Source organism: Streptomyces decoyicus (genome assembly GCF_019880305.1).
Lineage (GTDB): Bacteria > Actinomycetota > Actinomycetes > Streptomycetales > Streptomycetaceae > Streptomyces > Streptomyces decoyicus.
Window position 1 is genome coordinate 6,885,949 of sequence record NZ_CP082301.1, and the last position, 26,490, is coordinate 6,912,438.

A 26,490-nucleotide genomic window follows, 5' to 3' on the forward strand; every position below is an offset into this window, starting at 1 on the left:
AGCAGTGGTGCTGCTCGTTCCAGCAGGTTAACCCGTGAGTAACCAGAGCGCCAGGGGTAGGCGGGGTCATTAGGCTGTGGTGCGGGCCACGTCGCGGGAACCGGGGCGGCCGGCGGGAGGGGAGCGACAAATGGAAGAGGAATTCCACGAGTTGACGGACCGGGTGCGGGCCGAACTCCGCTCCCCACAGGATCTGGTCGCTTACGAACGGTTGCTGGGTCTGGCCCGCAAGAACACCCCGGCCGGGCGGGAGGAACTGGCCCGGATGCTGGTCGCCGTCGAACGTCCGCTGTGGGCCAGGGAGATCGCCGCCTTCATCCTCGGCTGCGCCGGCGACAAACGGGCCTTCGAGACGCTCGTGCTGTTGCTGAACTACCGCGACCCGGTGCGCTGCGCCACCGCCGCGCACGCCCTGGGCCGCCTCGGCGACCCCCGCACCGCCCGCGCCGCCGCCGCGCTCGCCACCAACCCGCTGCGCACCGCCTACGCCCTGCACCCGGTCCGGCTGCTGGCCGAACTCCGCGCACCGCAGTCCGTACCGGCGCTGATCGCGACCCTGGAGCGGCTGCTCACCCCGCACAGCCCCTACTGGCGGGTGGCGCTCGCCTGCGTCGAGGGCCTGGGCGCGCTGGGCGACCGGCGCGCGGTCCCCACGCTCACCGCGGCCGTCGGGCATCCCCGGCTGGCGGCCGCCGCGGCGGCGTCACTGGCGCGGCTGGGGGTGCACGAGGAGGTGACGGCGGACGCCGGGCCCCGGGTGAAGGAGGACGGCCCGGACGGCGCGGGAGACGGCCGCGGAGACGGCGGGCGGGGTCAGGGGCCGGAGCGGGGCGAGGGCCCCGGCGGTGGCGGCTCCGGTTCCGACTCCGGTTCCGGCGTCAGCGGGCGCCGGTAACGCAGCTCGGGGACGCTCCGGCCGCCGACCTCGTACGCCTCCTCGGCCCCGTCCGGCACAAAACGGGCCCGCTCGTAGAACCGCTGGGCCCGGGTGTTGCCGCGTACCACCCACAGATACAGCGCGCGGTAGCCGTTCTCCCGTGCGCGGGCGGTGGTGGCGGCCATCAGGGCGCGACCGACGCCGGTGCCGATCAGACCGGGCGCCACGTAGAGGGCGAGCAGCTCACCCGCGGTCGGCGGGGGCGCGGGCAACTCCTCGGCCCCCGGGGCGATATCGGGGTCCCGGGCCGGTCCCACGCACGCCCAGCCCACGACGTCACCGTCCCGTTCCGCCACCAGGTCCGACACCTCCGGCGACCGCCGCCCGAACCACGACCGCCGCTGCTCGGCATCCGCCGCCACGCTCATCGCGTCCAGGTACGCCTGCGGCATCAGTCCGCGATACGCCGCCTGCCAGCCGCGGACCCGCACCGCCGAGACCGCGTCGATATCGGCCTCGGTCATTTCCCGTATGCGGACTGGGTGCGGCGGCCGCGCCCGGCTCCGTTCAAGAGACCCATCCATGCCGGAGAGGCTAGGGGGTGTCCCCCTAGGGCCCGTCAAAAAGTTTCCCGTCCGCACGGTCGGGGGCGGGCCGCTTGACCTTGCCCCTGGTGTCAGGGTTCGAGACTCCCGGCATGGAACGCACCACGCACGCCGGGCCGGACACGCCCGGAACGGACCGCAGAGTTGTGATCGTCACCGGGGCCGGCACCGGGATCGGGCGCGCCACCGCCCATGCCTTCGCGGCGGAGGGGGCGCGCGTCCTCGCGGTGGGCCGCCGGCCCGCACCGCTGGCGGAGACGGCGACGGGGGCCGCCGGCGGGCCCGGTGAGGTCGTCCCGTGCGCCGCCGACATCACCGCGGACGGCGGGCCCGAGGGCCTCGTACGCCATGTGGTCGGGACGTACGGCCGACTGGATGTGCTGGTCAACAATGCCGCGGTGGTGGGCAGCGGGGCGCTGGGCAGCTTCACCAAGGAGGGGATGGACCCGCTGTTGGCGACGAACCTCGTCGCGCCGGTACTGCTCACCCAGGCGGCCGTGCCCCACCTGGAGCGGACCGGCGGTGTGGTGGTCAACATCAGCACCTCCGTCGGCCAGCGGGGCCGGCCGGGCAACTCGGTCTACGCCGCGACGAAGACCGGGCTCGAACTCCTCACCCGCAGCTGGGCGGTGGAGCTGGCACCGCGCGGCGTACGGGTCGTCGCCGTCGCCCCCGGTGCGATCGAGACCCCGATCGCGCGGCACCAAGGCTGGTCCCCGGAGCAGCGGGCGGCCATACGGAAGTGGCAGATCGAGCACACCCCCATGGGGAGGGTGGGCCGCCCCGAGGAGGTGGCCTGGGCCGTCACCCGGCTCGCGGCGCCGTCCGCGTCGTTCGTGACCGGGGTGGTTCGGCACGTGCGGGGGCGGGCCGGGGCCGCCCGCCCCCGCCCTGGTAGAAACGGTGCCGGACGGGGAGGTGATCCGGTGCGGATCGGGGAGCTGGCGCAGCTCACCGGGGCGTCGCCGCGCGCGCTGCGCCACTACGAACGCGAGGGGCTGATCGCCTCGGAGCGGGCGGCGAACGGGTACCGCGTCTACGGCGAGCGCGCGGTCGTCAGGGTCCGCAACATCCGCCATCTCCTCGCGGCGGGCCTCACCCTCGCCGACGTCCACTGCTTCACCCCCTGCCTGGACGGCGACATGTCCACCGCTCCGCCGTCCGCCGAGGGCCTGCGCGTCGCCCGTGAGCGGCTCGCCGTCATCGACGAGCGGATCAGGGCCCAGACGGAGGCGCGCAACCGTCTGGCGCGGGCCCTGGAGGCGGCCCCGGCATCCTAGGAAGCGTCGCCCCCTGGGCCTGACCGCTCCGGCCGGGTCATATCAAGGTCAACTGGGTCGGCTCCGCAGGGGAGTCGGGATCCTCGCCATGGGGTGCACCCGGCGCACCGGGGCCGGTGGCTTCCGGGACGGCGTCCGTCGGCGGAATCCGGCGGGACCGGCCGGGCCGGGCGGGGCCGATGCCGTACTCCGCGGCGAATTCGTGGACCTGGCGGGTGATCCGGCGCTGGTACCACTTCGGGGCGTAGGCGCCGTCCCCGTACATCGTCTCGTAACGCCGCACCAGATGCGGATGGTGCTGCCCCAGCCAGGCCATGAACCACTCCCGGGCGCCGGGCCGCAGATGCAGCACGAGTGGGGTGACGGAACCGGCGCCGGCCTCCGCAAGGGCACGCACCGTGGCCCGCAACTGGTCCGGCGCGTCCCCCAGGAACGGGATCACCGGCGCCATCAGCACCCCGCACGGAATGCCGTGTGCGGTGAGCGTGCGCACCACGTCGAGCCGGCGCTCCGGGGCGGGGGTGCCGGGCTCGACCGTGCGCCACAGCTCGCGGTCCAGGAAGCCGACGGAGACGGAGATGCCGACGTCGGTGACCTCGGAGGCCTGCTGGAGCAGCGCCAGGTCCCGCAGGATGAGCGTGCCCTTGGTGAGGATCGAGAAGGGGTTGGCGTAGTCGCGCAGCGCCGTGATGATGCCGGGCATCAGGCCGTAGCGGCCTTCCGCGCGCTGGTAGCAGTCGACGTTGGTGCCCATCGCTATGTGGTCACCGCGCCAGCGCCGCCCGGCCAGCTCGCGGCGCAGCAGCTCGGGGGCGTTGACCTTCACCACGATCTGCGAGTCGAAGCCCTGTCCGGTGTCCAGGTCGAGATAGCTGTGCGTCTTGCGCGCGAAGCAGTACACACAGGCGTGGCTACAACCGCGGTAAGGGTTCACGGTCCATTCGAACGGCATCCGGGAGGCACCGGGGACCCGGTTGACGATCGAGCGGGCACGTACTTCGTGGAAGGTGATCCCGCGGAATTCGGGGGTGTCGAACGTCCGGCTGACGACGTCCGTACCGAACAGCGCGGCCGGGCTTTCGCCGAGGTTGTCCCAGCGCATCGGGCCTCCTTCTGGATCCAGCAGGGCCCCCCGGATCCATAATAGAACAAGTGTTCCCCTCCGGTTCGGAGGCCCTGAATTTGGGCGCGCCGTCGTGGGGTGGTTGGCTTGGCGGCGGATCGCAGGACCGGCAGCCGAGTACTGGAGGAAGACACATATGGGGCAGGTCGAGGCCATCACGCAGCGCGAGATCGCGGCGGACCCGGAGGACGTGTTCGACGCGCTCGCCGACTACTCCGGCACGCGCCGGCAGCTGCTGCCCGAGCACTTCAGCGAGTACGAGGTCCGTGAGGGCGGCGACGGCAAGGGCACCCTCGTCCACTGGAAGCTCCAGGCCACGAGCAAGCGGGTGCGCGACTGCCTGCTGGAGGTCGACGAGCCGACCGACGGCCAGCTCGTCGAGAAGGACCGCAACTCCTCGATGGTGACCACCTGGGTCATCACCCCGGCCGGCGAGAAGCGCGCCAAGGTCGTCGTCACCACCACATGGGAGGGCGCCGGCGGTATCGGCGGCTTCTTCGAGCGGACCTTCGCCCCCAAGGGGCTCGGCCGGATCTACGATGCGCTGCTCGACAACCTCGCCGCCCACGTGGCGAAGTGATCGGCGGTCACAGCCGTCACCCTGAGCGCATGACGTCACACTCACCGGTTCGGGTGGTTTCCGGTGAGCCGAAGTGTCCGGCCCGCCGGAACGCTTCCGTACGGAAAGCCCTGATGGGAGCCCAATGGGCGCCCGGGGCAACGTACTTGACGTCCCTTCTCACCCCGCACGCACCCTTTCGCCGCGGTTGATCGGTGTTGTCGCCCAATGCGAGAAATTGGGCGGCAACAGGCGTGACGAGGGGAGCAGCACGTGGGCGGGACCACCCTGAGCGAGCGGGTCGAGCGGACCGGTCCGCCCGTATCCGGTCCGCCCGCGTCCAGCGCGACACCGGCTCCGGCAGCGGACGACGGCCCCCGGGCTCCCGTCCCCGGTACGGCGGTGCCGCTCAGCCCCCGCCGCGTCCGCATGGTCTTCCTCGGTCTGATGCTGACGCTGCTGCTCGCGGCCCTCGACCAGACCATCGTCGCCACCGCACTCCCGAAGATCGTCGGCGAGCTGCACGGCCTGGGCCGGATGTCCTGGGCGGTGACGTCCTACCTCCTCGCCTCCACCATCGGGCTGCCCCTCTACGGCAAGCTCGGCGACCTCTTCGGCCGTAAGCCCGTCTTCCTCTTCGCCATCCTCGTCTTCACCGTCGGCTCGGCGCTGGCCGGCTGGTCGCGGACGATGGACGAACTGATCGTCTTCCGGGCCGTCCAGGGCGTCGGCGGCGGCGGGCTCATCATCGGGGTCCAGGCGATCATCGCCGATGTCGTACCGCCACGGGCCCGCGGCCGCTACATGGGCCTGATCGGTGCCGCCTTCGGCCTCGCCTCCGTGGCCGGCCCGCTGATCGGCGGCTTCTGCACCGATCGCGCCTCCTGGCGCTGGTGCTTCTACCTCAACGTCCCGTTCGGCGCGCTCACGCTCCTGGTCATCGCCTTCGTACTGAAGCTGCCCCGGCCGGCGCGCCGTGCCCGGCTGGACGTCGCGGGCGCGCTGCTGCTCGCCGCGTTCTCCACCTGCCTGGTCCTGCTGACCAGTTGGGGCGGCACCGAGTACGCCTGGAACTCGCGGGTCGTCCTCGGCCTCGGCGCCGGTGCGCTCGGCTGTGCCCTGCTGTTCCTCGCCGTCGAGCACTTCGCCGCCGAACCGCTGATCCCGCTGCGGCTGTTCCGCGACTCGGTCTTCAATGTCACCGGCCTGATCGGCGCCGTCGTCGGCATCGCGCTCTTCGGCGCCGCCAGCTATCTGCCGACCTTCCTGCAGATGGTCGACGGCGCCACGGCCACCGAGTCCGGGCTGCTGATGCTGCCGATGATGGGCGGCATCGTCCTCGCCTCCATCGTCTCCGGACAGCTCATCAGCCGCACCGGGCACTACAAGGTGTTCCCCGTCGTGGGCTGCGCGCTGGCGGCGGTGGGGATGTGGCTGCTGTCCGGGATGCAGCAGGACACCGCGCGCGAGGTCTACAGCCTCTGGATGGGCATCCTCGGCCTCGGCATCGGCTTCGTGATGCCGGTGCTGGTGCTCGCCGTGCAGAACTCCGTACGCACCACCGACCTCGGCACCGCGACCAGCGCCTCCAACTACTTCCGGCAGATCGGCGGCAGCGTCGGTGCGGCCATCTTCGGCACCCTCTTCGCCGACCGGCTGGCCCGCCAGCTCGGCGACCGGCTGCCGAAGGCGGCGCGGCTGCCCGACCCCGAGTCGATCACCCCGCAACTGGTGCACGCCTTGCCCGCCTCGCTGCGCGACAGCTATGTCGCCGCGTATGCGCACGCCATGCCGGGGATCTTCTTCTATCTCGTGCCGGTGCTCGTCCTGGGCCTCGTGCTCGCCTTCTTCCTGAAAGAGAAACCCCTGGTGTCCCACGCCTCTCACGCTCCGCAGGCCTCCCCGACCCCGCAGGCGCCGTACGGCGATCCGGCCGACCCCGCCGCCGTGCCCCCGGCCCGGTCGGTCCCGGACCCCACCGCCCCCGACTCCGGTGAATCGCGCGCTGCTTACCTCCGCACGCACAACTACGCCGGCACCGGACAGCCCACCGTCATGGCCGGCGTCCCGGTGTGCGGCACCGTCCAGCACCACGACGGCAGCATCGTGCCGCGCGCCGCGCTCACCCTCATCGACGTCGCCGGCCGGCAGGTCGGCCGCGGCGCCACGGGCGACGACGGGCGGTATGCGCTGAGCACCCCGGGCGCCGGCTCGTATGTGCTGATCGCCGCGGCGGGCGGGCACCAGCCGCAGGCCGTCAGCGTCACCGTCGGCGAACGGCCGGTCGAGCTGGACGTCGTGCTCGGCGGCGCCGGGCGCCTCGCGGGCACCGTCACCACCGCCGACGGCACCCCCGTACGCGATGCCATGGTCACCCTCACCGATGTCCGCGGCGAGGTCGTCGCCACGACCCGCAGCGGGCGCGAAGGCGGCTATGTCATCGGGGAGTTGGTGGCCGGCGAGTACACCCTCGCCTCCAGCGCCCCCGCGTTCCGCCCCGCCGCGCTGCCGGTGACCGTCCAGGCCTCACGGGAGACCCGCCAGGACATCGAGCTCGCCGGCGGCGCGGTGCTGCGCGGGACCGTACGGGCCGGCGGCGGACGGCCCGTCGAGGACGCCAGGGTCACCCTCCTGGACGCCGCCGGCAATGTCGTCGACACCGCGACCACCGGAGCCGACGGGTTGTTCCGCTTCGTGGATCTGTCGGCCGGTGAGTACACCGTCATCGCCGCCGGATACCCGCCGGTCGCCACCGTCCTGCGGATGGCGGGCGGCGGACGCACCGAGCGCGACCTCCAGCTCGGGCACGAGGACTGAGGGCTCCGCGACGGATGCGGCGGACGGTGCGCACGGTGCGCGGACGCGCTCCCTCTTCGGGGAATGCCGCCCGCCGCACCGTGCCGCGGTCGTACCGTGGTGGGGGTGGTGCACGGTCGGTGCACGAGGGAGCAACCACCCATGGAGCATGGCCCGTTGCACGGCGACGACCTGACCCTCGCGGCGCCCCGGGACGCGGCGCCCGGGCGGATTCCGCTTGCGGTCGTGGTGGTGGGTGCGGACGGCCGGACCTCCCACTGGAGCGGCGGTGCACACCGGCTCTTCGGTCCCACCCGTGAGGAGGCGGTGGGCGCCCCCGCCGTCGATCTGATGCCGGTCACCGGTGCGCTCGGCGACGAGGAGTGGGGCGCCCGGCGCACCAACGGCTCGGAGGAGCGCCGTCACGTGGAGGAGCGCCACGGCTCGGAGAGAAGCAGCGGCGTGGAGATGAGCAACGGCGCGGAGGAGGGCAACCCCTCTGTCCTGGAGGCCTCGTCGCCGGTGGCGCGTCCTACCCCACTGCCGGACGGGCCCGGATGGCCACCGCAGGGGCCGGCCGGTGGACCTGCTGTGGTGGGCTTACCCCCTGGCCGGACCCGGCGCCGGACGGATCCTCGTCCTCGCGGCGGACGCCGAGCGGTTGCCCGGCGGGGAGGGCAGGGAGAGCGGCGCGGGCCACGAACGCTTCACGCCCGCCTTCGGGCCGCACACGGACCTCCCCGGCGCCAGCGACCTGGCCCGCCGACTGCCGGAAATCCTGCCGAGCATAAGCCCCCAGGAGAGCGCCCGGATCGTCTCCCAGGTCCTGGAACTGGGCTACCCGGTGCTGGAGGTCAGCCTCCAGGAGCGGTTCCCGGTGACCCTCGACTGAGGCGGGCACGCCGCACAGCCCTGTGTTGGCTGACGTTCGTCAATGAGAGGGCCCCCGCTCCGACGCATCGCAGTCGTTCGGAGCCGTACGGCCCGCTGCACCCGCACGGCCCGTGGCACCCGAGCGGCTCCTCAGGGGCATCCGGTCAGCCGGGCGGGCGCCGTGCCGAAACGCAGCCGGGTGATGAGCGGGCGGTCCCCACGGAGCAGGGGCAGGGCCGCGGCGCGGGGGGCAAGGTAGCCGAGGAAGCCGCGGCCCGCGGGGAGCGGAACGTCGGCCACTTCGCTGATGGCCGGATGGGCGGTGCGCAGGTGGTCCCGGTCGGCCGCGTCCATGCCCCAGGGCATCGGGGGCAGGCGATGGCCGCCGGGGCCCTTGGCGCCGGTGCGGGTGCGGGCGCTGAAGCGCCGCGACACGGTGTCGAACACCATCGAGCCACCGGGAAACGCACCGGCGCAGGCGGCGATCAGCTCAGTCGCCTGCGCGGGCTGTAGATACATCATCAGGCCCTGCGCGGTCACCAGGACACCGCGCGAGGGGTCGATGCCCGCCATCCATTGGCTGTCGCGGACGTCGCAGGCGACGAGCCGCTGGCGTGCTCCGTGCGGCAGCAGACGCCGGCGCAGCGCCAACGGGTCGGTGAGGTCGACGGTGACCCAGTCGGCCCGTCCGTTGTCCACCCGCCAGAATTGTGTCTCCAGGCCCTCGCCGAGAGCGATCACGGTGCCGTGCGGATGGGCGGTGAGGAAGGCGCGCACCACTCCGTCGAACCCGAGGGCCCGAAGGGCGATGGCCTGCGCCAGCCATGGCCGGGCGCCGCCCAGCCGGTCCCGGAAGGGGAAGTCGACCTCCCCGATGAGCTGTACGGCGCGTGGATCGGCCAGCACCGTGTCCGGGCGGGCGGCCTCGGCGGCGCGGTGGTAGAGCGTCCACAACGCCGTTTCGGGAACTCCCTTGAGGTCTGCCTTGACGCGGCCTGGCACCGAGTTCCTCCCAGTGTGCGGTGTGGCGGTGGGCCGGCGGCGGAACACCTCTCGGCCCACCGGATGCACAGCCTCGATGCGGCGTTGATATCGCCGCTCCCGCACTCCGGGGGGCCGTTCGGGGTGCCGGTCACCCTGGGGAGTGCATAGTCGTACCGCAGAAGTCGGCCGCGGCGTCCCGTCGGCGCCGGGCAACTACGGGGGCCTGCGCGGCGGATACGGAGTGCGTCCCCTGCCGGACCGAGCGGGGGAGCGGGGGAGCGGGGGAGCTGCCACGTGCTGCCACCACATCACGGCGGCGGAGTTGCGGGATGCTGCTGCCAACGGCCCCTCGGGGAAGCTCGGTTGAGGGGCCGTTCTGCGGAGGACTTCGGGGCGGGCCCGGCAAGGGAATCGGGCCCGGCCTCCGTGGCTCAGTGGGTCAGATCGCGGTGGATGACCCGGGCGGCGCCCTCGACCGTGTCCACGCCGTACTTCATGGTGCGGCTCCCGGTGGAGAGGACGGCCATGCTGTAGTCGTGGCCGCTGTTGGTGAAGGTGCCGACGCTGTTCACCCGCCAGCCGCCGGTGTCGCGCGGCAGCCAGCCGTTCTTGACGTGGACGTCCGTCGTGGCGGGAGCGCCGGCGGGCACGCCCCAGCGCTGGTCGGGGGCGACCCGGTGCATCAGGTCGAGCGCGTAGCCGCGGGAGGCCGCGCTGAGGACCGTGTTGTCCTTGGCGAGCAGCTGCATCAGCTTGAGCTGGTCGCCGGCGGTGATCTGGGTGAGGCCCCAGGCCTTGCCCGCACCGGGGACGGTGTCCCGCATGTCCGCCAGGGACAGGAAGTGCTTGATGCCGGCGGGGCGGATCTGGCGCCAGAGGGCGGAGGTCGACTTGTTGTCCGACTTGGTGATCATGGCGGTGGTCAGCTTCACCTCGCGCGGGGTCAGCTTGCGGTGCGCCTCCTGCGTCTGTCGCAGCAGGGCCCCGAGCACCGTGACCTTCACCACACTCGCCGAGTCGAAGTGGGTGCCCGCCTTGAAATCGCAGCGGGTCCCGGTGTGCCGGTCGTAGATCGACAGTGCCGAGGCGCCCTTGCGTCCGTGCAGGGCGTGGGCGATGTCCTGGGACAGGGCGGGCGCCAGGCCCGGCTTCTTCGAGGTGCACACGACCTTGGAGCCGTCCACCGGCGTGCTGGCGGTGCTGGCCGAGGCAGAGGTCGCCGTCGTGAGCGCCGTCAGCAGCGTTCCGGCAGCCACGGCCGCGGCCAGCCCGCGGCGCGTGCCGGTCGATATGCGTGATCCGTGCATGAAGGTGGTGTCCTGTCCCGCTGTGTATCGGAGGCCCGCTGTCGGGCGGCCGGCCTCGTGCGACCGGCGGTACGCCGGGCCGCTGCGGCCGCGCTGCGGCCGGGGTCCCGGTCAAGGGGTCACAGCGACGATACGGGGCGGGGGTGCGGACACCCCGGATTCCTGGGGTGAAATGTCCGTATTTGGGTGTTGCGCCTGGGTGTGACTTTCGACAAATCGGAGGGTGGGCGGGAGAGGGGTGCGGGGAGTGATTGCGGGGGAGGGATGGGGCGGGAGCTAGGGGCGGGGCAGGGCTTTGCGGGGTTTTGCGGCGGCGCGCGGGCGACGGGTGACGGCCGCGCGGCGACGTCGCGCGCCGGCCATCAGCTGGCGGCTGCGGAGGGCCATCTCGATCTCGAAGCGGGTCCGAGGGTCGCGGAGGCGGGCCCCGAACAGCTTCTCGAGCTGACGCATCCGGTAGCGCACCGTCTGCGGATGGATGCTGAGCGCCTTGGCCACCTCCGGAGCCCCCATGCCGCCGAGCCAGGCCAGCAGGGTGGCTTCCAGGCGCTCGCACCGCTCCGGCGTCAGCCCCGCGAGCGGGCTCAGATGCCGGGCGATCAGCGTGCGGGAGAGCGACTCGTCCTGGAGGAGCAGGAGGGACGAGAGGTGGTCGTCGACGAACACCACGCCGGCTTCCGGGCCGTCGTGCGGGGACGCCAGGTCCAGCAGCCGGGACGCGGAGCGCACGGAGGCGGCCGCCTCGTGCGGCGGGACCGCATGGCCGACCACGGCGGCGCGATGGCGCAGCACCCCCTTCAGCCGGGCCCGTCCGTTCTTGCCGTCGGCGAGCTGGGCGGGGATCAGCAGGCCCGGTGCTTCGCCCGGTGCGCTGACCAGACAGTCGCCCAGCGCGGACGCCACGAGGTGGATGTCGGTGTCGGTGCGCAGCATGACCGCGCGCACCTTCTCGGGCAGTGGCCGGCCGCCCCGTAGCACCTCCTCGATCACACGTGTGACCTGCTCATGACCGCCGTGCTCGATGACTTCCCGGAAGCCTGGGTTGCGATCGCAAAGTGTTTGCGCGATCAGTTCGGTCAGGATCGCGAGTTGGTCGTCTTCGCTGTTGGCCTGGATGCCGCGTTGCGGTAAGGCGTCTTTGAGGGCTTCGCTCACCATTCTGCCTCTGTTTCATCGCGCGGGAAGCTGGTCCGGCCTGTTCTACCGCACCTGGCACGTGCCGTCGGCAGCTGACAGAACTCGTTCAGAAGTCCTTACGGATTCCGTCGGAAGTACTTCCGCTTTGCGACAGAAACTGTGTGAGATGCGGCGCCACAAGAGCGTACCCCCAGGTTCCGGTTGGGGGGAATCGTGGTGCTCAGACGAAGAAATGGTGATGCTGGGGCCAAGGTGACTGACCCGGAAGGTCCTGGACGGGGCGTCAGGCCGGAGGTCCTGGTTACGCTGGTGGGCCGTTCGGCCCCGATGAACGCGAGGTGAACGAGTGGTGTCCGGACCCGTGCACACCGCCTCCTGGCTGCGATAGGACTGGTGAATGTGAAGATCCTCATCTCCGCGGACATGGAGGGTGCCACCGGCGTGACCTGGCCCGCGGATGTGCTGCCCGGCACCCCTCAATGGGAGCGCTGCCGCCATATGTTCACGTCCGACGTCAATGCGGCGATTGCCGGATTCTTCGACGGCGGGGCCGACGACGTGCTGGTCAACGAGGCGCACTGGACGATGCGCAATCTGCTGCTGGAACAGCTCGATGAGCGGGCGCAGATGCTCACCGGGCGGCACAAATCGCTCAGCATGGTCGAGGGCGTGCAGCACGGCGACGTCGACGGCATCGCCTTCGTCGGCTACCACACCGGGGCGGGCACCGAAGGCGTCCTGGCCCACACCTACCTCGCCAACACCCTCACCGGTGTCTGGGTCGACGGCACCCGGGCGAGCGAGGGCTATCTCAACTCCCTGGTGGTCGCCGAGTACGGCGTACCGGTGGTGCTGGTCACCGGCGACGACCGCACCTGCCAGGACGCGCTGGGCTACGCCCCGCAGGCGCCCGGTGTGGCGGTCAAGGACTATGTGTCGCGCTATGCGGCGGTATGCCGCCCGCCCGCCCGCACGGCAGCCGAGATCCGGGCCGCGGCCCGCAAGGGGGCGGCGCTGGCGGTGCGTCATGAACCGTCCCGGAGCGGGCCGTTCCGGTTCGAGTTGGAGTTCGACGCCGAGCATCTGGTGGGCGCGGCGACCTGTGTGCCCGGCGTGGAGCGCTCCGGGGAGCGCCGCGTCGCGTATACCGGTCAGGACATGTACGAAGCCATCCGGTGCTTCAAGGCGGTCACCACCGTCGTGTCGTCCGCCGTGGAGGAACAATATGGCTGAGCGTGACAGGGCCGGGGAACCGGCAGCCGGGCAGGCCGCCGGCGTGGACCGGCAGGCGCTCGACGAGGTGGTGCGGTTCACCTCCGAGCTGATCCGGATCGACACCAGCAACGCCGGCGACGGCGCCTGCCGGGAGCGCCCGGCCGCCGAGTACGTCGCCGAGCGGCTGGCCGGGGCCGGGCTGACGCCGACGCTGCTGGAACGCAGCAAGGGCCGCACGAATGTGGTCGCCCGTATCGACGGCACCGACCCCGGGGCCGACGCCCTGCTGGTGCACGGCCATCTGGACGTGGTCCCCGCCGAACCCGCCGACTGGAGCGTGCACCCCTTCTCCGGGGAGGTCCGCGACGGCGTGGTCTGGGGCCGGGGCGCCATCGACATGAAGAACATGGACGCGATGGTGCTCGCCGCCGTACGGCAGTGGGCCCGTAGCGGAGTGCGGCCGCGGCGGGACATCGTGCTGGCGTTCACCGCCGACGAGGAGGCCAGCGCCGAGGACGGCTCGGGCTTCCTCGCCGACCGGCACGCCGGGCTCTTCGAGGGCTGCACCGAGGGCATCAGCGAGTCCGGAGCCTTCACCTTCCACGCGGGCAGCGGGATGCGGCTGTACCCGGTCGCCGCGGGGGAGCGCGGAACGGCCTGGCTGAAGCTGACCGCCCGGGGCCGGGCCGGGCACGGATCGAAGGTCAACCGCGACAACGCCGTCAGCCGGCTGGCCGCGGCCGTGGCCCGGATCGGCGAGCACGAGTGGCCGGTCCGGCTCACCCCGACCGTGCGGGCCGCGCTGCGCGAACTCGCCGCGCTGCACGGCGTCGAGGTGGATGTCGACGCGCCGCGTTTTGATGTCGACGCGCTGCTGGGCAAGCTCGGACCGGCCGCCAAGCTGGTCGAGCCGACCGTCCGCAACAGCGCCAACCCGACGATGCTGTCGGCCGGTTACAAGGTCAACGTGATCCCGGGATCCGCCGTCGCCCAGGTGGACGGCCGGGTGGTTCCCGGCGGCGAGGCGGAGTTCCGTACGACCATGGACGAGCTCACCGGGCCCGACGTGAGCTGGGACTACCAGCATCGCGAGGTCGCGCTCCAGGCCCCGGTCGACTCCCCGGCCTTTGCCGCGATGCGGGCGGCGATCGAGCGCTTCGACCCGGACGGCCATGTCGTGCCGTACTGCATGTCCGGCGGCACGGACGCCAAGCAGTTTTCCCGGCTGGGCATCACCGGCTATGGTTTCTCGCCGCTCAAACTGCCCGAGGGGTTCGACTACCAGGCGCTCTTCCACGGTGTGGACGAGCGGGTGCCGGTCGAAGGACTGCACTTCGGCGTCCGGGTGCTCGATCACTTCCTGCGCACGGTCTGACCGACCGGCCGGCGCCGCGCGCCGACCGGTGGAGGAGAGGAACTGCCCATGGTGACCACGGCTCCGTACGGCAGCTGGGCGTCCCCGATAGATGCCCGCACGGTCGCCGCGCACGACGGCCGGCCCGCCTTTGTCGGGGTGGTCGGCGACGAGGTGTGGTGGACGCAGCCGCGGCCCTCCGAGGGCGGCCGGCGGGCGCTGGTCCGGCTGCGGCCGGACGGCGCCGAGGAGTCGGTGCTGCCCGCACCCTGGAACGTCCGCAGCCGGGTGCTGGAGTACGGCGGCCAGCCCTGGGCCGGCACGGTCACCGAGCACGGACCGCTGGTCGTCTTCAGCAACTTCGCCGACCAGCGGCTGTACGCCTACGCACCGGACAGCGACGAGGCCCCCCGCCCGCTCACTCCGCACTCCGCCGTCGGCGCCGGACTGCGCTGGGCCGATCCGGTGCTGTGCCCGGAGCGCGGTGAGGTCTGGTGCGTCCTGGAGGAGTTCACGGGCGACCGGCCGACCGAGGTGCGCCGGGTGATCGCCGCCGTGCCGCTCGACGGTTCGGCGGCCGAACACCGCGCTTGTGTAAGGGAGTTGACCGATGACCGGCACCGTTTCGTGACCGGTCCGCGGATCTCGGCCGACGGACGGCGGGCCGCGTGGATCGCCTGGGACCACCCGCGGATGCCCTGGGAGGGCACGCTGGCGATGGTGGCCCGGATCACCGGCAAGGGCGAGTTCGAGGACATCCGGCCGCTCGTCGGCGACCTCGGCACCCCCGCGCCGCAAGGCGGTGCGGCCGGCGAGTCCGTCGCGCAGATCGAGTGGGCGGCCGACGGCTCGCTGCTCTTCGTCTCCGACGTCAGCGGCTGGTGGGAGGTGCAGCGCGTCGACCCTGACGCGGTGGGTGACGGCGTGGTGGCGAGCCGCTGCCTGTGCCCGGCCCGGCAGGAGGAGTTCGGCGGGCCGCTGTGGAACGTCGGGCAGCGCTGGTTCCTGCCGCTGGAGAACGGCACCCTCGCGGTGATCCACGGCCGCGGCTCCACCACCCTGGGCATCCTCGACCCGGTGAGCGGTGAACTCGTCGACTCCGCGGGCCCCTGGACGGAATGGGCACCCACCCTCGCCGTGCACGGCAGCCGCGTCCTCGGCATCGCGGCCGGCCCGCACAGCTCGTACGAGATCGTCGAGCTGGACACCTGCACCGGACGCGCCCGGGGGATCGCCGGCCGGCCTGCCGACGTCCTGGACCCGGCCTACTACCCCCGGCCGCAGAGCCGTACCTTCACCGGCCCCGACGGGCGGGACATCCACGCCCACATCTATCCGCCGCACAGCCCCGACCACCGGGCCCCCGACGGCGAGCTGCCGCCCTACGTCGTGTGGGCGCACGGCGGCCCCACCAGCCACGCCCCGCTGGTGCTCGACCTGGAGATCGCCTACTTCACGTCCCGGGGCATCGGTGTCGCCGAGGTCAACTACGGGGGCTCGACGGGCTACGGCCGTGAGTACCGCGAGCGGCTGCGCGGCCAGTGGGGCGTGGTCGACGTCGAGGACTGCGCGGCCGTCGCCCGGGCGCTGGCCGACGGGGGCACCGCCGACCGCGCGCGGCTGGCCATCCGCGGCGGCAGCGCCGGCGGCTGGACCGCCGCCGCCTCGCTGACCGCCACCGACCTCTACGCCTGCGGCACCATCAGCTATCCGATCCTGGACCTGACCGGCTGGGCCACCGGCGAGACCCATGACTTCGAGTCGCGGTATCTGGATTCGCTGGTCGGTCCGCTCGCGGAGGTGCCCGACCGCTACCGCGAGCGCTCGCCGCTGCATCGCGCGGACCGTATCGCCGCGCCGTTCCTGCTGCTCCAGGGCCTGGACGATGTGATCTGCCCGCCGGCGCAGTGCGAGCGGTTCCTCGCCGAGGTCGCCGGGCGCGGCATGCCGCACGCCTATCTGGCCTTCGCCGGGGAGGGGCACGGATTCCGCAGGGAAGAGACCATCGTGCGCGCCGTGGAGGCGGAACTCTCCCTCTACGTCCAGACCTTCGGCCTCACCCGCAGCGATGTCCCGGCGCTGGAGCTGCGCGGATGACGTCCGGGGAGCCGGTGCGGCCGCCGCGACTGCGGCCCGGAGACCGGGTGGCGGTGGTGGCACCCAGCGGCCCCCTCGTGCCGGAGCGGCTGGACCGCGGACTGGACGTACTGCGCGGCTGGGATCTCGACCCCGTCGCCGCGCCCCATGCCAGGGGCACCCACGCCACGCTGGGCTACCTGGCGGCCACCGACGAGGAGCGGGCCCGCGACCTCCAGGAGGCGTGGTGCGATCCCTCCGTCAAGGCGGTGTTCGCGGCCCGCGGCGGCTACGGCGCCCAGCGGATGGTCGATCTGCTGGACTGGGACGCCCTCCGGGCCGCGGCCCCCAAACCGCTGGTCGGCTTCAGCGATGTGACGGTGCTGCACGAGGCGTTCGCGGTGCGCACCGGGGTGTCCACCCTGCACGGACCGGCCGTCGCGGGGGAGGTCTTCCTCAAGGACGACGCCACCCGTGAGCATCTGCGGCGCACCCTCTTCACACCGGAGGCCGTCCGCACCCTGGTCTCGCCGTCCGCCCGGCCGCTGGTGCCGGGGCGGGCCCGCGGGGTCACCCTCGGCGGCTGTCTGGCCATGCTCGCCACCGAGTTGGGCACCCCGCAGGCCAGGCGCGGCGCGGCGGGCGGCCTGCTGCTCCTGGAGGACACCGGGGAGCCGCCGTACCGCATCGACCGGGCGCTCACCCAACTCCTGCGCGCCGGCCGGCTGGACGGCGTCGCCGGGATCGTTCTCGGCTCGTGGGCCCGCTGCGGGCCCTATGAGCGGGTGCGGGAGGTGCTGGTGGACCGGCTGGGCGGGCTCGGGGTGCCGGTGGCCGAGGAGTTCGGGTTCGGACACGGCGACTCCGCGCTGACCGTGCCGCTGGGCATCCCCGCGGAGCTGGACGCGACGGCCGGCACGCTGACCTTCGAGGGGCCGGCGACGACGCTGTGAGGCGGGCTGACCTGATGGGCCAGCAATCCGACTGCTCTCAGGGCCTGGTGGGGTGTCCATGCCGCTGTGTCGCCCAGGGGACAGCGCTGAACTGACGTCCTAACAGCGACCCGCGTCAGGAGCGTTGACTTGTCGTTACTCGTGTCACAGCATGAGCGCGCCGCTACCGACTGGTTGGTACGACGTGTGTGGAGGTCTTCGTGCCCAGCGTGTCCCGAGGCGTGTCCCGCCCCGTACTCCGCAGGTCCCTCGCCGTGCTGGCCGGCTCCGCCCTCGCCGCCCCCCTCGTCCTGACCGCCCCCGCGACCGCCGCCGCCGACCCCTACACCGTCACCGCGTTGAAGGTCACGGTCCGGGCCGGTGAACGCCAGTGCACCCTCGACACGGACGTCTACCGCCCGGCCGGCGCCGACGCCGCCCACCCCGCGCCCGCCGTGCTGACCACCAACGGCTTCGGCGGCAACAAGGCGGACGGCCCGACCGACGCCCTCGCCAAGGCTCTCGCCGCCCGCGGCTATGTGGCACTGGCCTACTCCGGACTCGGGTTCGGCAAGACCGGCTGCCCGATCTCCCTCGACGACCCCGGGACCGACGGCCGGGCGGCGAGCGGGCTGGTCGACCTGCTGGCGGGTACCCGTACGGCCGACAACGGGACGCGTATCGACTACGTGACCAAGGACGGGACCGGCGATCCGCGGGTCGGCATGATCGGCGGGTCCTACGGCGGTGCGGTCCAGCTGGCCACCGCCTCCCGCGACCACCGTCTCGACGCGCTGGTGCCGCTCATCACCTGGAACGACCTCTCCTACTCCCTCGACCCCAACAACGCGGGGCGTACGCGGGGCGTCACCGGGCCGCTGCCCGGTGCGTACAAGTGGCAGTGGACGAACGGGTTCTTTCTGATCGGTGAGGCGCAGGGGCTGCTGCATCCGAACCTCGACCCGTCGCGGACCGGCGGCGCCGGCTGTCTGCACTTCGTCGCGCAGGCCTGCGACACCAAGCGGCTGCTGGATTCCGGCAAGTACCCGGCCGGCCGGACCGACGCCGTGCTCCGCTACGCGCGCAGCGTCTCCCCGGTCTCGTACCTGGCGTCGGTCAAGGCGCCGACCCTGCTCGTCCAGGGCGAGGACGACAGCCTGTTCAACCTCAACGAGGCCGCCGCCACCTACCGGGCCCTGGCCGCACAGGGCACCCCGGCCAGGATGATCTGGCAGGCCTGGGGCCACAGCGGCGGGATGAAGAAGCCTGCGAAGGGCGAACTCGACCTGGCACAGGGCAATCTGGAGACCAGCTATGTCGGGCGGCGGATCCTTGCGTGGTTCGACCGGTATCTGCACCACCGGACGGCGACCGGCACCGGCCCGGCCTTCGCGTACTACCGGGACTGGGTGACCGACGGGTCCGCCTATGCCACCTCCCGCGTCTTCCCGGCGGGCGGCAGCCGGCGGCTGTACCTCTCCGGCGACGGCAAACTCGTCGCCCGTCGCGGCGAGGTGGCGCGCGGCAGCCGGGAGTACCGCAATCTGCGGACGGCCACCAGCCACTCGGAGAGTTCGCTGGCCGGGCTGCTCGGCCTGCCGGACGCGGCGCCGTACGACGCCAGGGGCACCTACCTGGACTGGACATCGAAGCCGGTGGCGGGCGGGCCGGTGGACGTGGTCGGTGCGCCCAGGGTGACGCTGAAGGTTTCCTCGCCGCGGGCCGAGCAGGTGCAGAACTCCTCGGACGCGGCCGACAAGCTGGTGCTCTTCGCCAAGCTCTACGACGTCGCGCCGGACGGCAGGAAGACGCTGGTGCACCGGTTGGTGGCCCCGGCCCGGGTGCCCGATGTGACCCGGAGGTTCACCGTGGAACTGCCGGGCATCGTGCACCGTTACGAGCCGGGGCACCGACTGCGCTTCGTCATCGCCGCGAGCGACGATGCCTATGCGGGCAATCGAGGGGTGAAGCCGGTGACGGTCTCCAGTACGCCCGGGGAGACCGGGGTACTCGAACTTCCCGTCACACAAGGGGTGTTGCGGTAGCGGATGGGGTGGATGCCGTAGGGACAAGTAGGTGGGCGGAACGTGTCGGGCGCACCGCGGTGCCGGGTGTCAGCCGGGGACCGCGCGCGTCAGCCGGGCCGTCCGCGAGGGTGGTGGCTCAGTCGTCCGTGACCGTGATGGCCTGTACGGGGCAGGCGCGGGCGGCCTCCCGCACCAGCGGGTCGCCCGCGCCGTCCTCACGGCCGGGCAGCAGGGCGCTGAAGCCGTCGTCGTCCTGGGTGAACACTCCCGGCGCGGTCAGGGCGCACTGGCCGGCGCCGATACAGATGTCGGTGTCGATCGTGATCCGCATCCCGGACCCCTTTCCTTCGTCTGCCGTCATGGCTGCTACCAGGCCAGCGGCAGTTCGATCATTCCTTGCAGGGTGTCGCCCGGCTTGAAGGGGATCTCGGCGGCCGGCACGGCGAGCCGCAGGTCCGGGATCCGGGTGAACAGCGAGCGCAGTGCGATCTCCATTTCCGCCCGGGCGAGGTTCTGCCCCAGGCACTGGTGGATCCCGAAGCCGAACGCCACGTGGTGGCGCGCGGAACGGTCGAGGTCCAGTTCGTCCGGCGACGGATAGGTGGCCTCGTCCCGGTTGATCAGCGACGTGGGGAACAGGACACCGTCGTCGGCGCGGATGAGCTGCCCGCCGATCTCGATGTCCTCCTTCGCCACCCGCAGCATGCCGTCCGCGATGGACAGGAACCGCAGCAGCTCCTCCACGGCGGTCGGCATCAGGCGCTCCTCGGCCTTCAGCTGTGCCAGCTGCTCGGGGTGTTCGAGCAGCGTGAAGGTGCCGAGCGAGATCATGTTGGCGGTGGTCTCGTGGCCGGCCACCAACAGGATCATGACGAGCCGGACCAGGTCCTCGTGGGCGAGGGAACCGGCCCGCAGCCGTTCCTCGATCAGCTCGTCCAGCAGCCCGTCGCCCGGGTTCTTCTCCTTGTGGGCGATCAGGTCGGTGAAGTACTCCTCCAGCTTGATCCGGGCGTGCTCCGCCTCCTCGGCCGTACGGCTGCGCAGCAGGCGGCGGGACTCCCCCTCGAAGAACTCGTGGTCGGAGTACGGGACGCCGAGCAGCGAGCAGATCACCATCGAGGGGACCGGCAGCGCGAACGCGGAGACGAGTTCGGCGGGCGGGCCCTCGGCCAGCATCCGGTCGAGCAGCTCGTCGACGATCCGGTGGATGTCGGGCCGCAGCGCGGCGACCCGCTTCACGCTGAAGCTGGGGATCAGCATCCGGCGCTGGGTGTTGTGCTCCGGGTCGTCGACCCCGATCAGTGGTGTCCTGACCTGAGTGATCGACGCGAAGCGCTCGAACGGCAGCGGGAAGGCCGGGTTCTGCCGGTCGGAGGAGAGCCGCTGGTCGCTCAGCAGCGCCCGTGCCTCGCTGTGGCCGGTTACGGCCCACACCTTACGGCCGTCGTAGAGCGCGACATGGGTCAGCGGCCCGGTCTCCCGCAGCGGCTGATAGCCGGCGGGCGGGTGGTAGGGGCAGGTGCGGTCCTGAAAGTAGGAGATGGCTTCGGTCACGGCATTCCTCCCGTACGAGAAGCTCAACGTGGGGGTCGGGCTGCTCGGGTGTGAGATGTCAATGCTGATGCGCGCCGTGTTCGGCGCGCTGATCTCACCTCATGCCTCGGATGCCGGGCACGTCTACGCGCAGTTCGGCCAACTTCGCTCAGATTCGCTCATTATCGGAAGCTTCACCTCCGTTCGGCGGCCGTACGAGGGTCTCGATCACCCCGTCCAGATAGCGGTCGCGTGCCGCGGCGGCCGGCAGGCTCTCCGGGACGGCGTGCCCGAGCTGGGTGTGCCCGAGGTAGGCGGTGTACGCGAGCAGGCCGCGGCGCCGGGCCTCCTCCTCGGGGAAGCCCAGCTCCGCGAAGAGCGCGGCGACATAGCCGATGCGCCGGGCGGTCACCCGGGCGAGCGCGGCGGCCACCCGTGGATGTGCCGCGGTCGCCAGCAGGGAGACCTCCAGCGGGTCGGCGGCCGACCGGTTCGTGGCCCGCACGAGCAGTCCTCGGAGCCGCTCGCCGGGGTCGGGCTCGGTCTCCACCTCGGTGATCACGGCTTCCGTGCCGATCTCTTCCCAGTGCTTCAGCGCGGCCTCGATCAGCGCGTCCCGGTTGGCGAAGTGCCAGTAGAAGCTGCCCTTGGTGGTGCCCAGCCGGGCGGCCAGCGGTTCCACGGCCACCGCGGCGAGCCCGCCCTCACCCATGGCCGCCAGCGCGGCTTCGGCCCAGTCCTGGGCGGTCAGCCGCTGTCGTGTGCCGCTGTCGCGGAGTGCCTTCGCTCGCTGTGGGGCCATATCCATACGGTACCGTACGGTCAAACATACGCCACCGTATGGAGGTGCCCCGTGCGTGCCGTTCGTGCCGTCAGTGCAGGTAGTGCCGTCAGTGCAGTCAGTGCAGTCAGTGCAGTCAGTGCAGTCCGGGATGTCCATGTCCGCACCGTCCCCGCCCCGGCCGCGGCCGTCGGGGCCCTGCTCGACCGGCTCGGCGACGAGGGCGATCCGCTCTTCCCCACGCCCGTCTGGCCGCCGATGCGCTTCGACCGTCCGCTGGGTGTCGGTGCCGACGGCGGGCACGGCTTCATCCGCTACCGCGTCGCCGCATACGAGCCGGGCCGCCGCATCCGCTTCTGCTTCACCGGCGGGGAGAGCGGATGGCACGAGGTCACCGTCCGTCCGCTGGGCCCCGGCAGCTGCCGGGTGGAACACGTGCTGGAGAGCCAACTCCCGCTCCTCCAGAGGCTGATGTGGTCACTGGGCATCCGGGCCGTGCACGGCACGGTCGTGGAGGAGATCTTCGACAACATCGAACGGGCCGCCACCGGCCGGGCGCCGGCCCCGGTCCGCCGGCCGGCGCGGGTACGCCTGCTCAACCGTCTGCTCTGGGACCGGCCCCGCGCCGTCCCCCTCCCCGCCGCGGCCCGGCTGGCACACGGCGCCTTCCCGCACACCGACTTCCAGGACGCCTGGCAGCTGGAGCTGCGGCCCGGCATGCCGCAGGAACCGGAGGCCTGGCAGGGCGTGCTGCGCGGGGCGGCCTTCCCCGTCGTCGGGTGCACGGACCAGGAGATCCTGCTCGGCGTGGACGCCCGGCACCTGGACTTCCGGGCCTCGGTCCATGTCGCGGACGGCCGGGTCACGCTCGGCACGGTCGTCCGCATCCACCGCACGGCCGGCCGCCTCTACTTCGCCGTCGTACGCCGTGTCCACCCCTTCATGGCCCGCATGATGCTGCGTCGCTTCCACCGCCGTCTGGCGCTCGCCGCACCGAGCGCGGGGGAGCGGGAGGTGGCGCGGGGGTGACCCGGGCCCCGTGTCACACTGCCGCCATGGGGCAACGACACCTCGGCGGACGCAACGGCGGTACGGAGCTGGCCTGGGCGGCCCTCGGCGGTGACCCGGCCCTGACGGAACGGATCGCTTTCGGCGGTCCCCCCGGTCTGCTGCCGGCCCGGCTCCCGGCGATGTCGCTGGCCCGGTCCACGGTCGCGGTCTGTGCGCTCGCCGCGGCCGAACTGGCCGCCCGGCGCAACGGCCGTCCGGTGCCTGCCGTACGCGTCGACGACGGCGCGGTGGCCACCGCCTTCCTCAGCGAACGCCATCTGCGCATCGACGGCCGCGCCTGCGCGTCCTTCGCGCCGCTGTCCCGTTTCTGGCGCACCGCCGACGGCTGGGTGCGGACCCACGCCAACTACCCGCACCACCGCGCCCGGTTGCTGCACGCACTGGACCTCGCCGAGACCGCCGAAGCACCCGACGTCGAGACGGTGATGGCCGGCCGCCGGGCCGCCGAGATCGAGGAGACGGTCTGTGCCGCGGGCGGGCTGGCCGTCGTCGCCCGCACGCCGGGGGAGTGGACCGCCCACCCGCAGGGCGCCGCCGTGGCCGCCCACCCGCTGCTGACCCTCGACACCCTGGACGCCGGCGTCCCGCCCCGCCGGCTGCCGCCGTTCGCCGGCCCGCCGACGCTGCCGGCCGCCGGGCTGCGGGTGCTCGACCTGACCCGGGTGATCGCCGGGCCGGTCGCCACCCGCACGCTGGCGCTGCTCGGCGCGGATGTCCTGCGCGTCGACGCCCCCCAGCTGCCGGAGAGTCAGGATGCCCACAGCGACACCGGCTTCGGCAAGCGCTCCGCCGCGATCGACCTCGGCTCGCCCGCCGGCCGCGCGTCCTTCGAGGAGCTGCTGTCGCGCGCGGACGTCGTGGTGACCGGCTACCGTCCGGGCGCACTCGACCGTTTCGGCCTCACCCCCGAGGCGCTGGCCGCACGCCGCCCGGGGCTGGTGGTGGCCCGGCTCTCCGCCTGGGGCGACGACGGCCCGTGGGGCGGCCGGCGCGGCTTCGACAGCCTGGTGCAGGTGGCCACCGGGATCGCCGCCGTCGAAGCGGACGCGGGCTCGGCGTCCGGGGACTCGGAACAGAGCAGAGGCGGAGCGCAGCGCAGCGGCACCCCCGGCGCGCTGCCCGCCCAGGCACTCGACCACGGCACCGGCTATCTGCTGGCCGCGGCGGTGTTCCGCGCCCTGACCGAACAGTCCCGCACGGGCGGCTCGTTCCTCGCCACCCTCGCCCTCGCCCGCACCGCGCGATGGCTGATGCACGACCTGGTAGCCGACGGCGAGCCGGACGCCGGACCCGAGGGGCACGGCCACGCAGCGCAGGCGCCCGGCACCGACTCCTACGACCCCGCAGCGCACCTCCGGGAGACCGACAGCCCCCTCGGCCGGCTCCGCCACGCCCTCCCGCCCGTCTCCTTCGACGGCGCACCGGCCACCTGGGCGACCCCGCCCGGCCGCTGCGGCACGGATGCGCCGGTCTGGCGGTAGGGGCAGGGGCCGGGGAGTGGGGAGCGGCCAAAACGCTGGTCCGCCGCCCTCCCCCTCCGTACGATCCTCCGGTGACGATCAACGACCGCTACCTCGCACGCGGCCCGCGGGCGGGCATCCGGCACTTCACCGCCGCCGACCGGGAAGAGTTCACCGGCCTGGCACGGGAGAGCGCCGAGCTGCACCGCCCGTGGCTCTTCCCGCCGGCCGACGACGCCGCCTACGACACCTATCTGCGCAGGCTCCAGGAGCCGCTGCGCGAAGGGTTCTTGATCTGCGAGCTCGCCGACGACCGGATCGCCGGCTATCTCTCGATCAACAACATCGTGCACGGCGCGTTCCGCTGCGGAGCGATCGGCTACGGCGCTTTTGCGCACGCCGCCGGCCGCGGACTGATGAGTGAGGGGCTGCGGCTCGTTCTGCACCACGCCTTCGAGGAGATGGGGCTGCACCGGCTGGAGGTCAATATCCAGCCGGCCAACGAGCTGTCGATCGCCCTGGTCAAGCGGGCGGGGTTCCGGCTGGAGGGGTTCTCCCCGGACTTCCTCTTCATCGACGGCGCCTGGCGCGACCACGAGCGCTGGGCGATCACTGCCGAGATGGTCGCCGGGAAAACGGTGTGATTCCCTGTCGGTCATGGACATCGTCTTCCACCGCACCGTACCGGTCTTCCGGATCTTCGATGTGGCCAAGGCCCATGAGTTCTATGTCGGCTACCTCGGCTGCACGGTCGACTGGGAGCACCGCTTCGAGCCCGGTATGCCGCTCTACACCCAGGTCTCGCGCGGTGACCTCGTGCTGCATCTGTCGGAACACCATGGTGACGCGACGCCCGGCTCCACGTTCTACACGGAGCTGAGCGGGGTGCGCGCCCTGCACGCCGAACTGGCCGGCAAGGACTATCCGTATCTGCGGCCCGGTCTGGAGCAGGACGAGACCGGGACCTCGCTGACCCTGACCGACCCCTTCGGCAACCGCCTGCGCTTCAACGAGCCGGGCACCTCCGCGCAGCCGTCCGACGGGGGCCGGGCCAGCGGGACTTGCGGTTGATCTTCATGGTGTCCATGTCGGTGACCGTGGACCGCAGCTCCCGGTAGCCGAGGCCGGCGGCCTTCAGCGCGTTCTCCGCCTTGTCCTCGGCGAGTGCGGCGGCCATCTCCTCGCCGTCCGCCGCGTCCGAGACGATGACGTAGCGGAAGCTGAAGGAGTGCAGCGTGCGCTCGTACGACAGCGCGCCCTCGGGCGTGAACTGCATCTGCGCCAGGCCGTGGTCGTCCGCCTCGGCGAGCAGCTTGTCCCGTGACGGTGCCGTGAGGCCGTCCCATTTGCCGCGGACGATGACTCGGTAGGTGTGCTGGGCCGTCATGGGGTGTGGTCTTCCGTTCTGCCGTGTGCCGGTGAGCCGAAGTGACAGGCTATTTCGGCAGATGTTTCAAGGCCTCCCCTTTTCCCGTGCGTCTGTGTGACGATCTCCGTATGCGCCGGACCGTGCTGATCGATGCCCCCTCCAACCTGGGACTGCGGCCGCCCGCGCCCGGCACAGTCCCCGGCTGCTACAAACTCGCGGGCGCGCTGCGCGAGCAGGGGCTGCTGCGGCGCCTGGGTGCGCTGGAGGGCGGTGTGGTGGTACCGCCCCGCTACGACCGCGGGGAGTGGCGGGAGGGCGACGGAGTCTTCAACGCCGCAGCCCTCGCCGCCTATACGGGCAAGCTCGCGACGCGCGTCGAGGGGCACGTCCGCAGTGGCGACTTCCCGGTGGTGCTGGGAGGGGACTGCAGCATTCTGCTCGGGGTGGTGCTCGCGCTGCGGCGGCTGGGGCGGTACGGCGTGGCCTACCTCGACGGCCACGGCGACTTCCGCCACCCGGGCAATGTGGCGGTGTCCGGCCCGGTCGGAGCCGCGGCCGGGGAGGGCCTGGCGCAGATCACCGGGCGGGGGCAGGCGGATCTCACCGACATCGAGGGGCTGGCGCCGTACGTCCGCGACGAGGATCTGCGCGCGCTGGGCCTGCGTGACGCGGACGAGGACCAGGAGGAGCTGACCGCCCTCGGCATCGGCCATGTCCCGGTCGGGGAGATCCGGCGGCGCGGCCCGGAGGCGGTGGCCCGCGACGTGCTCACCCACTTCGCGAGCCTGCCGCTCGACGGCTTCTGGATCCATCTCGACGCGGATGTCCTCGACCCGTCCGTCATGCCGGCCGTCGACAGTCCCGACCCGGGCGGTCTGCTGACCGACGAACTCCTCGCACTGCTGGGCCCGTTGGCCGCCTCGCCGCGCTGTGTCGGTGTCGACGTCACCATCTACGACCCGGACCGCGACCCCGAAGGCACCGGCGCGGTGCTGCTCGCCGGCCTCCTTGAGGACCTTTTTGCGCAACCCTGACCTCACCGGGCCGTAAGAAGCCCTGTTCAGACCGGCGGCCACGCGGTTCCATGGTCAACAGGAGGCTGCCGCAGCCGAGGTGGCCCGGTCCAGCATT

General features: G+C 72.4%; 24 protein-coding genes and 1 pseudogene. 16 read left to right on the top strand and 9 right to left on the bottom strand.

Annotation, left to right across the window (positions count from 1 at the left end):
• Positions 1-130: 130 nt before the first annotated feature.
• Positions 131-895, top strand: coding sequence for a HEAT repeat domain-containing protein (locus K7C20_RS30115; protein ID WP_030079438.1), 765 nt, complete (start codon positions 131-133; stop codon positions 893-895).
• Here K7C20_RS30115 and K7C20_RS30120 read toward each other — a convergent pair.
• Positions 814-1,401 carry a GNAT family N-acetyltransferase gene (locus K7C20_RS30120; protein WP_030079440.1) on the bottom strand — a complete coding sequence of 196 codons (588 nt, stop codon included), beginning with the start codon at positions 1,399-1,401 and terminating at the stop codon, positions 814-816. The two genes, K7C20_RS30115 and K7C20_RS30120, sit on opposite strands and share 82 nt — an antisense overlap.
• Before the next feature lie 173 nt (positions 1,402-1,574).
• On the opposite strand from K7C20_RS30120, the pseudogene K7C20_RS30125 reads away from it, so the two are divergent.
• Both K7C20_RS30125 and K7C20_RS30130 read left to right on the top strand, forming a co-directional pair.
• Positions 1,575-2,363: pseudogene (locus tag K7C20_RS30125) on the top strand (SDR family NAD(P)-dependent oxidoreductase); the annotation flags it as partial.
• 45 nt (positions 2,364-2,408) lie between these two features.
• Positions 2,409-2,762 carry a MerR family transcriptional regulator gene (locus K7C20_RS30130; protein WP_078953058.1) on the top strand — a complete coding sequence of 118 codons (354 nt, stop codon included), beginning with the start codon at positions 2,409-2,411 and terminating at the stop codon, positions 2,760-2,762.
• Positions 2,763-2,799: 37 nt separating this feature from the next.
• On the opposite strand, the gene K7C20_RS30135 is transcribed toward K7C20_RS30130, so the two are convergent.
• Positions 2,800-3,864: an Rv2578c family radical SAM protein gene (locus K7C20_RS30135; protein WP_030079443.1), complete on the bottom strand. Its 1,065-nt coding sequence runs from the start codon at positions 3,862-3,864 to the stop codon at positions 2,800-2,802.
• Between the two features lie 157 nt (positions 3,865-4,021).
• On the opposite strand from K7C20_RS30135, the gene K7C20_RS30140 reads away from it, so the two are divergent.
• The 3 genes from K7C20_RS30140 to K7C20_RS39520 all read left to right on the top strand — a co-directional run bounded on the left by K7C20_RS30140 (position 4,022) and on the right by K7C20_RS39520 (position 8,132).
• Positions 4,022-4,465 (top strand): SRPBCC family protein, encoded by a 444-nt coding sequence (locus K7C20_RS30140; RefSeq protein ID WP_030079444.1) that lies wholly within the window; start codon positions 4,022-4,024, stop codon positions 4,463-4,465.
• A gap of 252 nt (positions 4,466-4,717) precedes the next feature.
• Positions 4,718-7,261 (top strand): MFS transporter, encoded by a 2,544-nt coding sequence (locus K7C20_RS30145; RefSeq protein WP_053208922.1) that lies wholly within the window; start codon positions 4,718-4,720, stop codon positions 7,259-7,261.
• Between the two features lie 559 nt (positions 7,262-7,820).
• On the top strand, positions 7,821-8,132 hold the full coding sequence (locus K7C20_RS39520) for a hypothetical protein (RefSeq protein ID WP_030079449.1): 312 nt from the start codon (positions 7,821-7,823) through the stop codon (positions 8,130-8,132).
• Between the two features lie 131 nt (positions 8,133-8,263).
• On the opposite strand, the gene K7C20_RS30155 is transcribed toward K7C20_RS39520, so the two are convergent.
• From K7C20_RS30155 to K7C20_RS30165, 3 genes are all read right to left on the bottom strand, one after another.
• A complete protein-coding gene (locus tag K7C20_RS30155) occupies positions 8,264-9,115 on the bottom strand; it encodes a class I SAM-dependent methyltransferase (RefSeq protein ID WP_053208921.1) in 852 nt (283 codons plus the stop codon).
• Positions 9,116-9,528: 413 nt separating this feature from the next.
• Complete coding sequence (locus K7C20_RS30160) at positions 9,529-10,404, bottom strand: serine hydrolase (protein ID WP_030079451.1); 876 nt, start codon at positions 10,402-10,404, stop codon at positions 9,529-9,531.
• Positions 10,405-10,680: 276 nt separating this feature from the next.
• Positions 10,681-11,562 (bottom strand): PucR family transcriptional regulator, encoded by an 882-nt coding sequence (locus K7C20_RS30165; protein WP_030079453.1) that lies wholly within the window; start codon positions 11,560-11,562, stop codon positions 10,681-10,683.
• Positions 11,563-11,940: 378 nt separating this feature from the next.
• On the opposite strand from K7C20_RS30165, the gene K7C20_RS30170 reads away from it, so the two are divergent.
• The 5 genes from K7C20_RS30170 (at position 11,941) to K7C20_RS30190 (ending at position 19,163) form a co-directional block, all read left to right on the top strand.
• Positions 11,941-12,774 (top strand): M55 family metallopeptidase, encoded by an 834-nt coding sequence (locus tag K7C20_RS30170; protein WP_053208618.1) that lies wholly within the window; start codon positions 11,941-11,943, stop codon positions 12,772-12,774.
• Positions 12,767-14,131, top strand: a complete 1,365-nt coding sequence (locus K7C20_RS30175) for a M20/M25/M40 family metallo-hydrolase (RefSeq protein ID WP_030079459.1) — start codon at positions 12,767-12,769, stop codon at positions 14,129-14,131. Before K7C20_RS30170 ends, K7C20_RS30175 begins: the two co-directional genes overlap by 8 nt.
• A gap of 48 nt (positions 14,132-14,179) precedes the next feature.
• A complete protein-coding gene (locus tag K7C20_RS30180; protein ID WP_053208617.1) occupies positions 14,180-16,207 on the top strand; it encodes a prolyl oligopeptidase family serine peptidase in 2,028 nt (675 codons plus the stop codon).
• On the top strand, positions 16,204-17,139 hold the full coding sequence (locus tag K7C20_RS30185; RefSeq protein ID WP_053208616.1) for a S66 peptidase family protein: 936 nt from the start codon (positions 16,204-16,206) through the stop codon (positions 17,137-17,139). The genes K7C20_RS30180 and K7C20_RS30185 overlap by 4 nt, the downstream gene beginning before the upstream one ends.
• A gap of 209 nt (positions 17,140-17,348) precedes the next feature.
• On the top strand, positions 17,349-19,163 hold the full coding sequence (locus K7C20_RS30190; protein WP_107083329.1) for an alpha/beta fold hydrolase: 1,815 nt from the start codon (positions 17,349-17,351) through the stop codon (positions 19,161-19,163).
• Between the two features lie 118 nt (positions 19,164-19,281).
• On the opposite strand, the gene K7C20_RS30195 is transcribed toward K7C20_RS30190, so the two are convergent.
• From K7C20_RS30195 to K7C20_RS30205, 3 genes are all read right to left on the bottom strand, one after another.
• Positions 19,282-19,476, bottom strand: a complete 195-nt coding sequence (locus K7C20_RS30195; RefSeq protein ID WP_030984014.1) for a ferredoxin — start codon at positions 19,474-19,476, stop codon at positions 19,282-19,284.
• 35 nt (positions 19,477-19,511) lie between these two features.
• On the bottom strand, positions 19,512-20,699 hold the full coding sequence (locus K7C20_RS30200) for a cytochrome P450 (protein WP_053208614.1): 1,188 nt from the start codon (positions 20,697-20,699) through the stop codon (positions 19,512-19,514).
• Between the two features lie 148 nt (positions 20,700-20,847).
• A complete protein-coding gene (locus tag K7C20_RS30205) occupies positions 20,848-21,486 on the bottom strand; it encodes a TetR/AcrR family transcriptional regulator (RefSeq protein ID WP_030087172.1) in 639 nt (212 codons plus the stop codon).
• A gap of 45 nt (positions 21,487-21,531) precedes the next feature.
• Here K7C20_RS30205 and K7C20_RS30210 point away from each other — a divergent pair, with 45 nt between their 5' ends.
• The 4 genes from K7C20_RS30210 (at position 21,532) to K7C20_RS30225 (ending at position 25,061) form a co-directional block, all read left to right on the top strand.
• On the top strand, positions 21,532-22,488 hold the full coding sequence (locus tag K7C20_RS30210; RefSeq protein ID WP_078952873.1) for a DUF2867 domain-containing protein: 957 nt from the start codon (positions 21,532-21,534) through the stop codon (positions 22,486-22,488).
• Between the two features lie 26 nt (positions 22,489-22,514).
• On the top strand, positions 22,515-24,011 hold the full coding sequence (locus tag K7C20_RS30215; protein WP_053208613.1) for a CoA transferase: 1,497 nt from the start codon (positions 22,515-22,517) through the stop codon (positions 24,009-24,011).
• Positions 24,012-24,082: 71 nt separating this feature from the next.
• Complete coding sequence (locus K7C20_RS30220) at positions 24,083-24,634, top strand: GNAT family N-acetyltransferase (protein WP_030087181.1); 552 nt, start codon at positions 24,083-24,085, stop codon at positions 24,632-24,634.
• 13 nt (positions 24,635-24,647) lie between these two features.
• Positions 24,648-25,061 (top strand): glyoxalase superfamily protein, encoded by a 414-nt coding sequence (locus tag K7C20_RS30225; RefSeq protein WP_030087183.1) that lies wholly within the window; start codon positions 24,648-24,650, stop codon positions 25,059-25,061.
• Here K7C20_RS30225 and K7C20_RS30230 read toward each other — a convergent pair.
• The gene (locus K7C20_RS30230) at positions 24,997-25,377 is read right to left on the bottom strand and encodes a DUF6204 family protein (protein WP_053208612.1); all 381 of its coding nucleotides are present in this window, start codon (positions 25,375-25,377) and stop codon (positions 24,997-24,999) included. The two genes, K7C20_RS30225 and K7C20_RS30230, sit on opposite strands and share 65 nt — an antisense overlap.
• Before the next feature lie 110 nt (positions 25,378-25,487).
• Between K7C20_RS30230 and K7C20_RS30235 the strand changes: the two genes are divergently transcribed.
• Entirely contained in the window at positions 25,488-26,393 is a 906-nt protein-coding gene (locus K7C20_RS30235) for an arginase family protein (protein WP_030087187.1), read from the top strand.
• The last annotated feature ends 97 nt before the right edge of the window (positions 26,394-26,490 follow it).

What these genes read in the sequence shown, in the direction of transcription:
- K7C20_RS30115 (WP_030079438.1), top strand. Translation starts at nt 131, where the DNA reads ATGGAAGAGGAATTCCACGAGTTGACGGACCGGGTGCGGGCCGAACTC.
- K7C20_RS30120 (WP_030079440.1), bottom strand. Translation starts at nt 1,401, where the DNA reads ATGACCGAGGCCGATATCGACGCGGTCTCGGCGGTGCGGGTCCGCGGC.
- K7C20_RS30135 (WP_030079443.1), bottom strand. Translation starts at nt 3,864, where the DNA reads ATGCGCTGGGACAACCTCGGCGAAAGCCCGGCCGCGCTGTTCGGTACG.
- K7C20_RS30140 (WP_030079444.1), top strand. Translation starts at nt 4,022, where the DNA reads ATGGGGCAGGTCGAGGCCATCACGCAGCGCGAGATCGCGGCGGACCCG.
- K7C20_RS30160 (WP_030079451.1), bottom strand. Translation starts at nt 10,404, where the DNA reads ATGCACGGATCACGCATATCGACCGGCACGCGCCGCGGGCTGGCCGCG.
- K7C20_RS30165 (WP_030079453.1), bottom strand. Translation starts at nt 11,562, where the DNA reads ATGGTGAGCGAAGCCCTCAAAGACGCCTTACCGCAACGCGGCATCCAG.
- K7C20_RS30175 (WP_030079459.1), top strand. Translation starts at nt 12,767, where the DNA reads ATGGCTGAGCGTGACAGGGCCGGGGAACCGGCAGCCGGGCAGGCCGCC.
- K7C20_RS30180 (WP_053208617.1), top strand. Translation starts at nt 14,180, where the DNA reads ATGGTGACCACGGCTCCGTACGGCAGCTGGGCGTCCCCGATAGATGCC.
- K7C20_RS30185 (WP_053208616.1), top strand. Translation starts at nt 16,204, where the DNA reads ATGACGTCCGGGGAGCCGGTGCGGCCGCCGCGACTGCGGCCCGGAGAC.
- K7C20_RS30195 (WP_030984014.1), bottom strand. Translation starts at nt 19,476, where the DNA reads ATGCGGATCACGATCGACACCGACATCTGTATCGGCGCCGGCCAGTGC.
- K7C20_RS30205 (WP_030087172.1), bottom strand. Translation starts at nt 21,486, where the DNA reads ATGGATATGGCCCCACAGCGAGCGAAGGCACTCCGCGACAGCGGCACA.
- K7C20_RS30215 (WP_053208613.1), top strand. Translation starts at nt 22,515, where the DNA reads ATGGGGCAACGACACCTCGGCGGACGCAACGGCGGTACGGAGCTGGCC.
- K7C20_RS30225 (WP_030087183.1), top strand. Translation starts at nt 24,648, where the DNA reads ATGGACATCGTCTTCCACCGCACCGTACCGGTCTTCCGGATCTTCGAT.
- K7C20_RS30230 (WP_053208612.1), bottom strand. Translation starts at nt 25,377, where the DNA reads ATGACGGCCCAGCACACCTACCGAGTCATCGTCCGCGGCAAATGGGAC.
- K7C20_RS30235 (WP_030087187.1), top strand. Translation starts at nt 25,488, where the DNA reads ATGCGCCGGACCGTGCTGATCGATGCCCCCTCCAACCTGGGACTGCGG.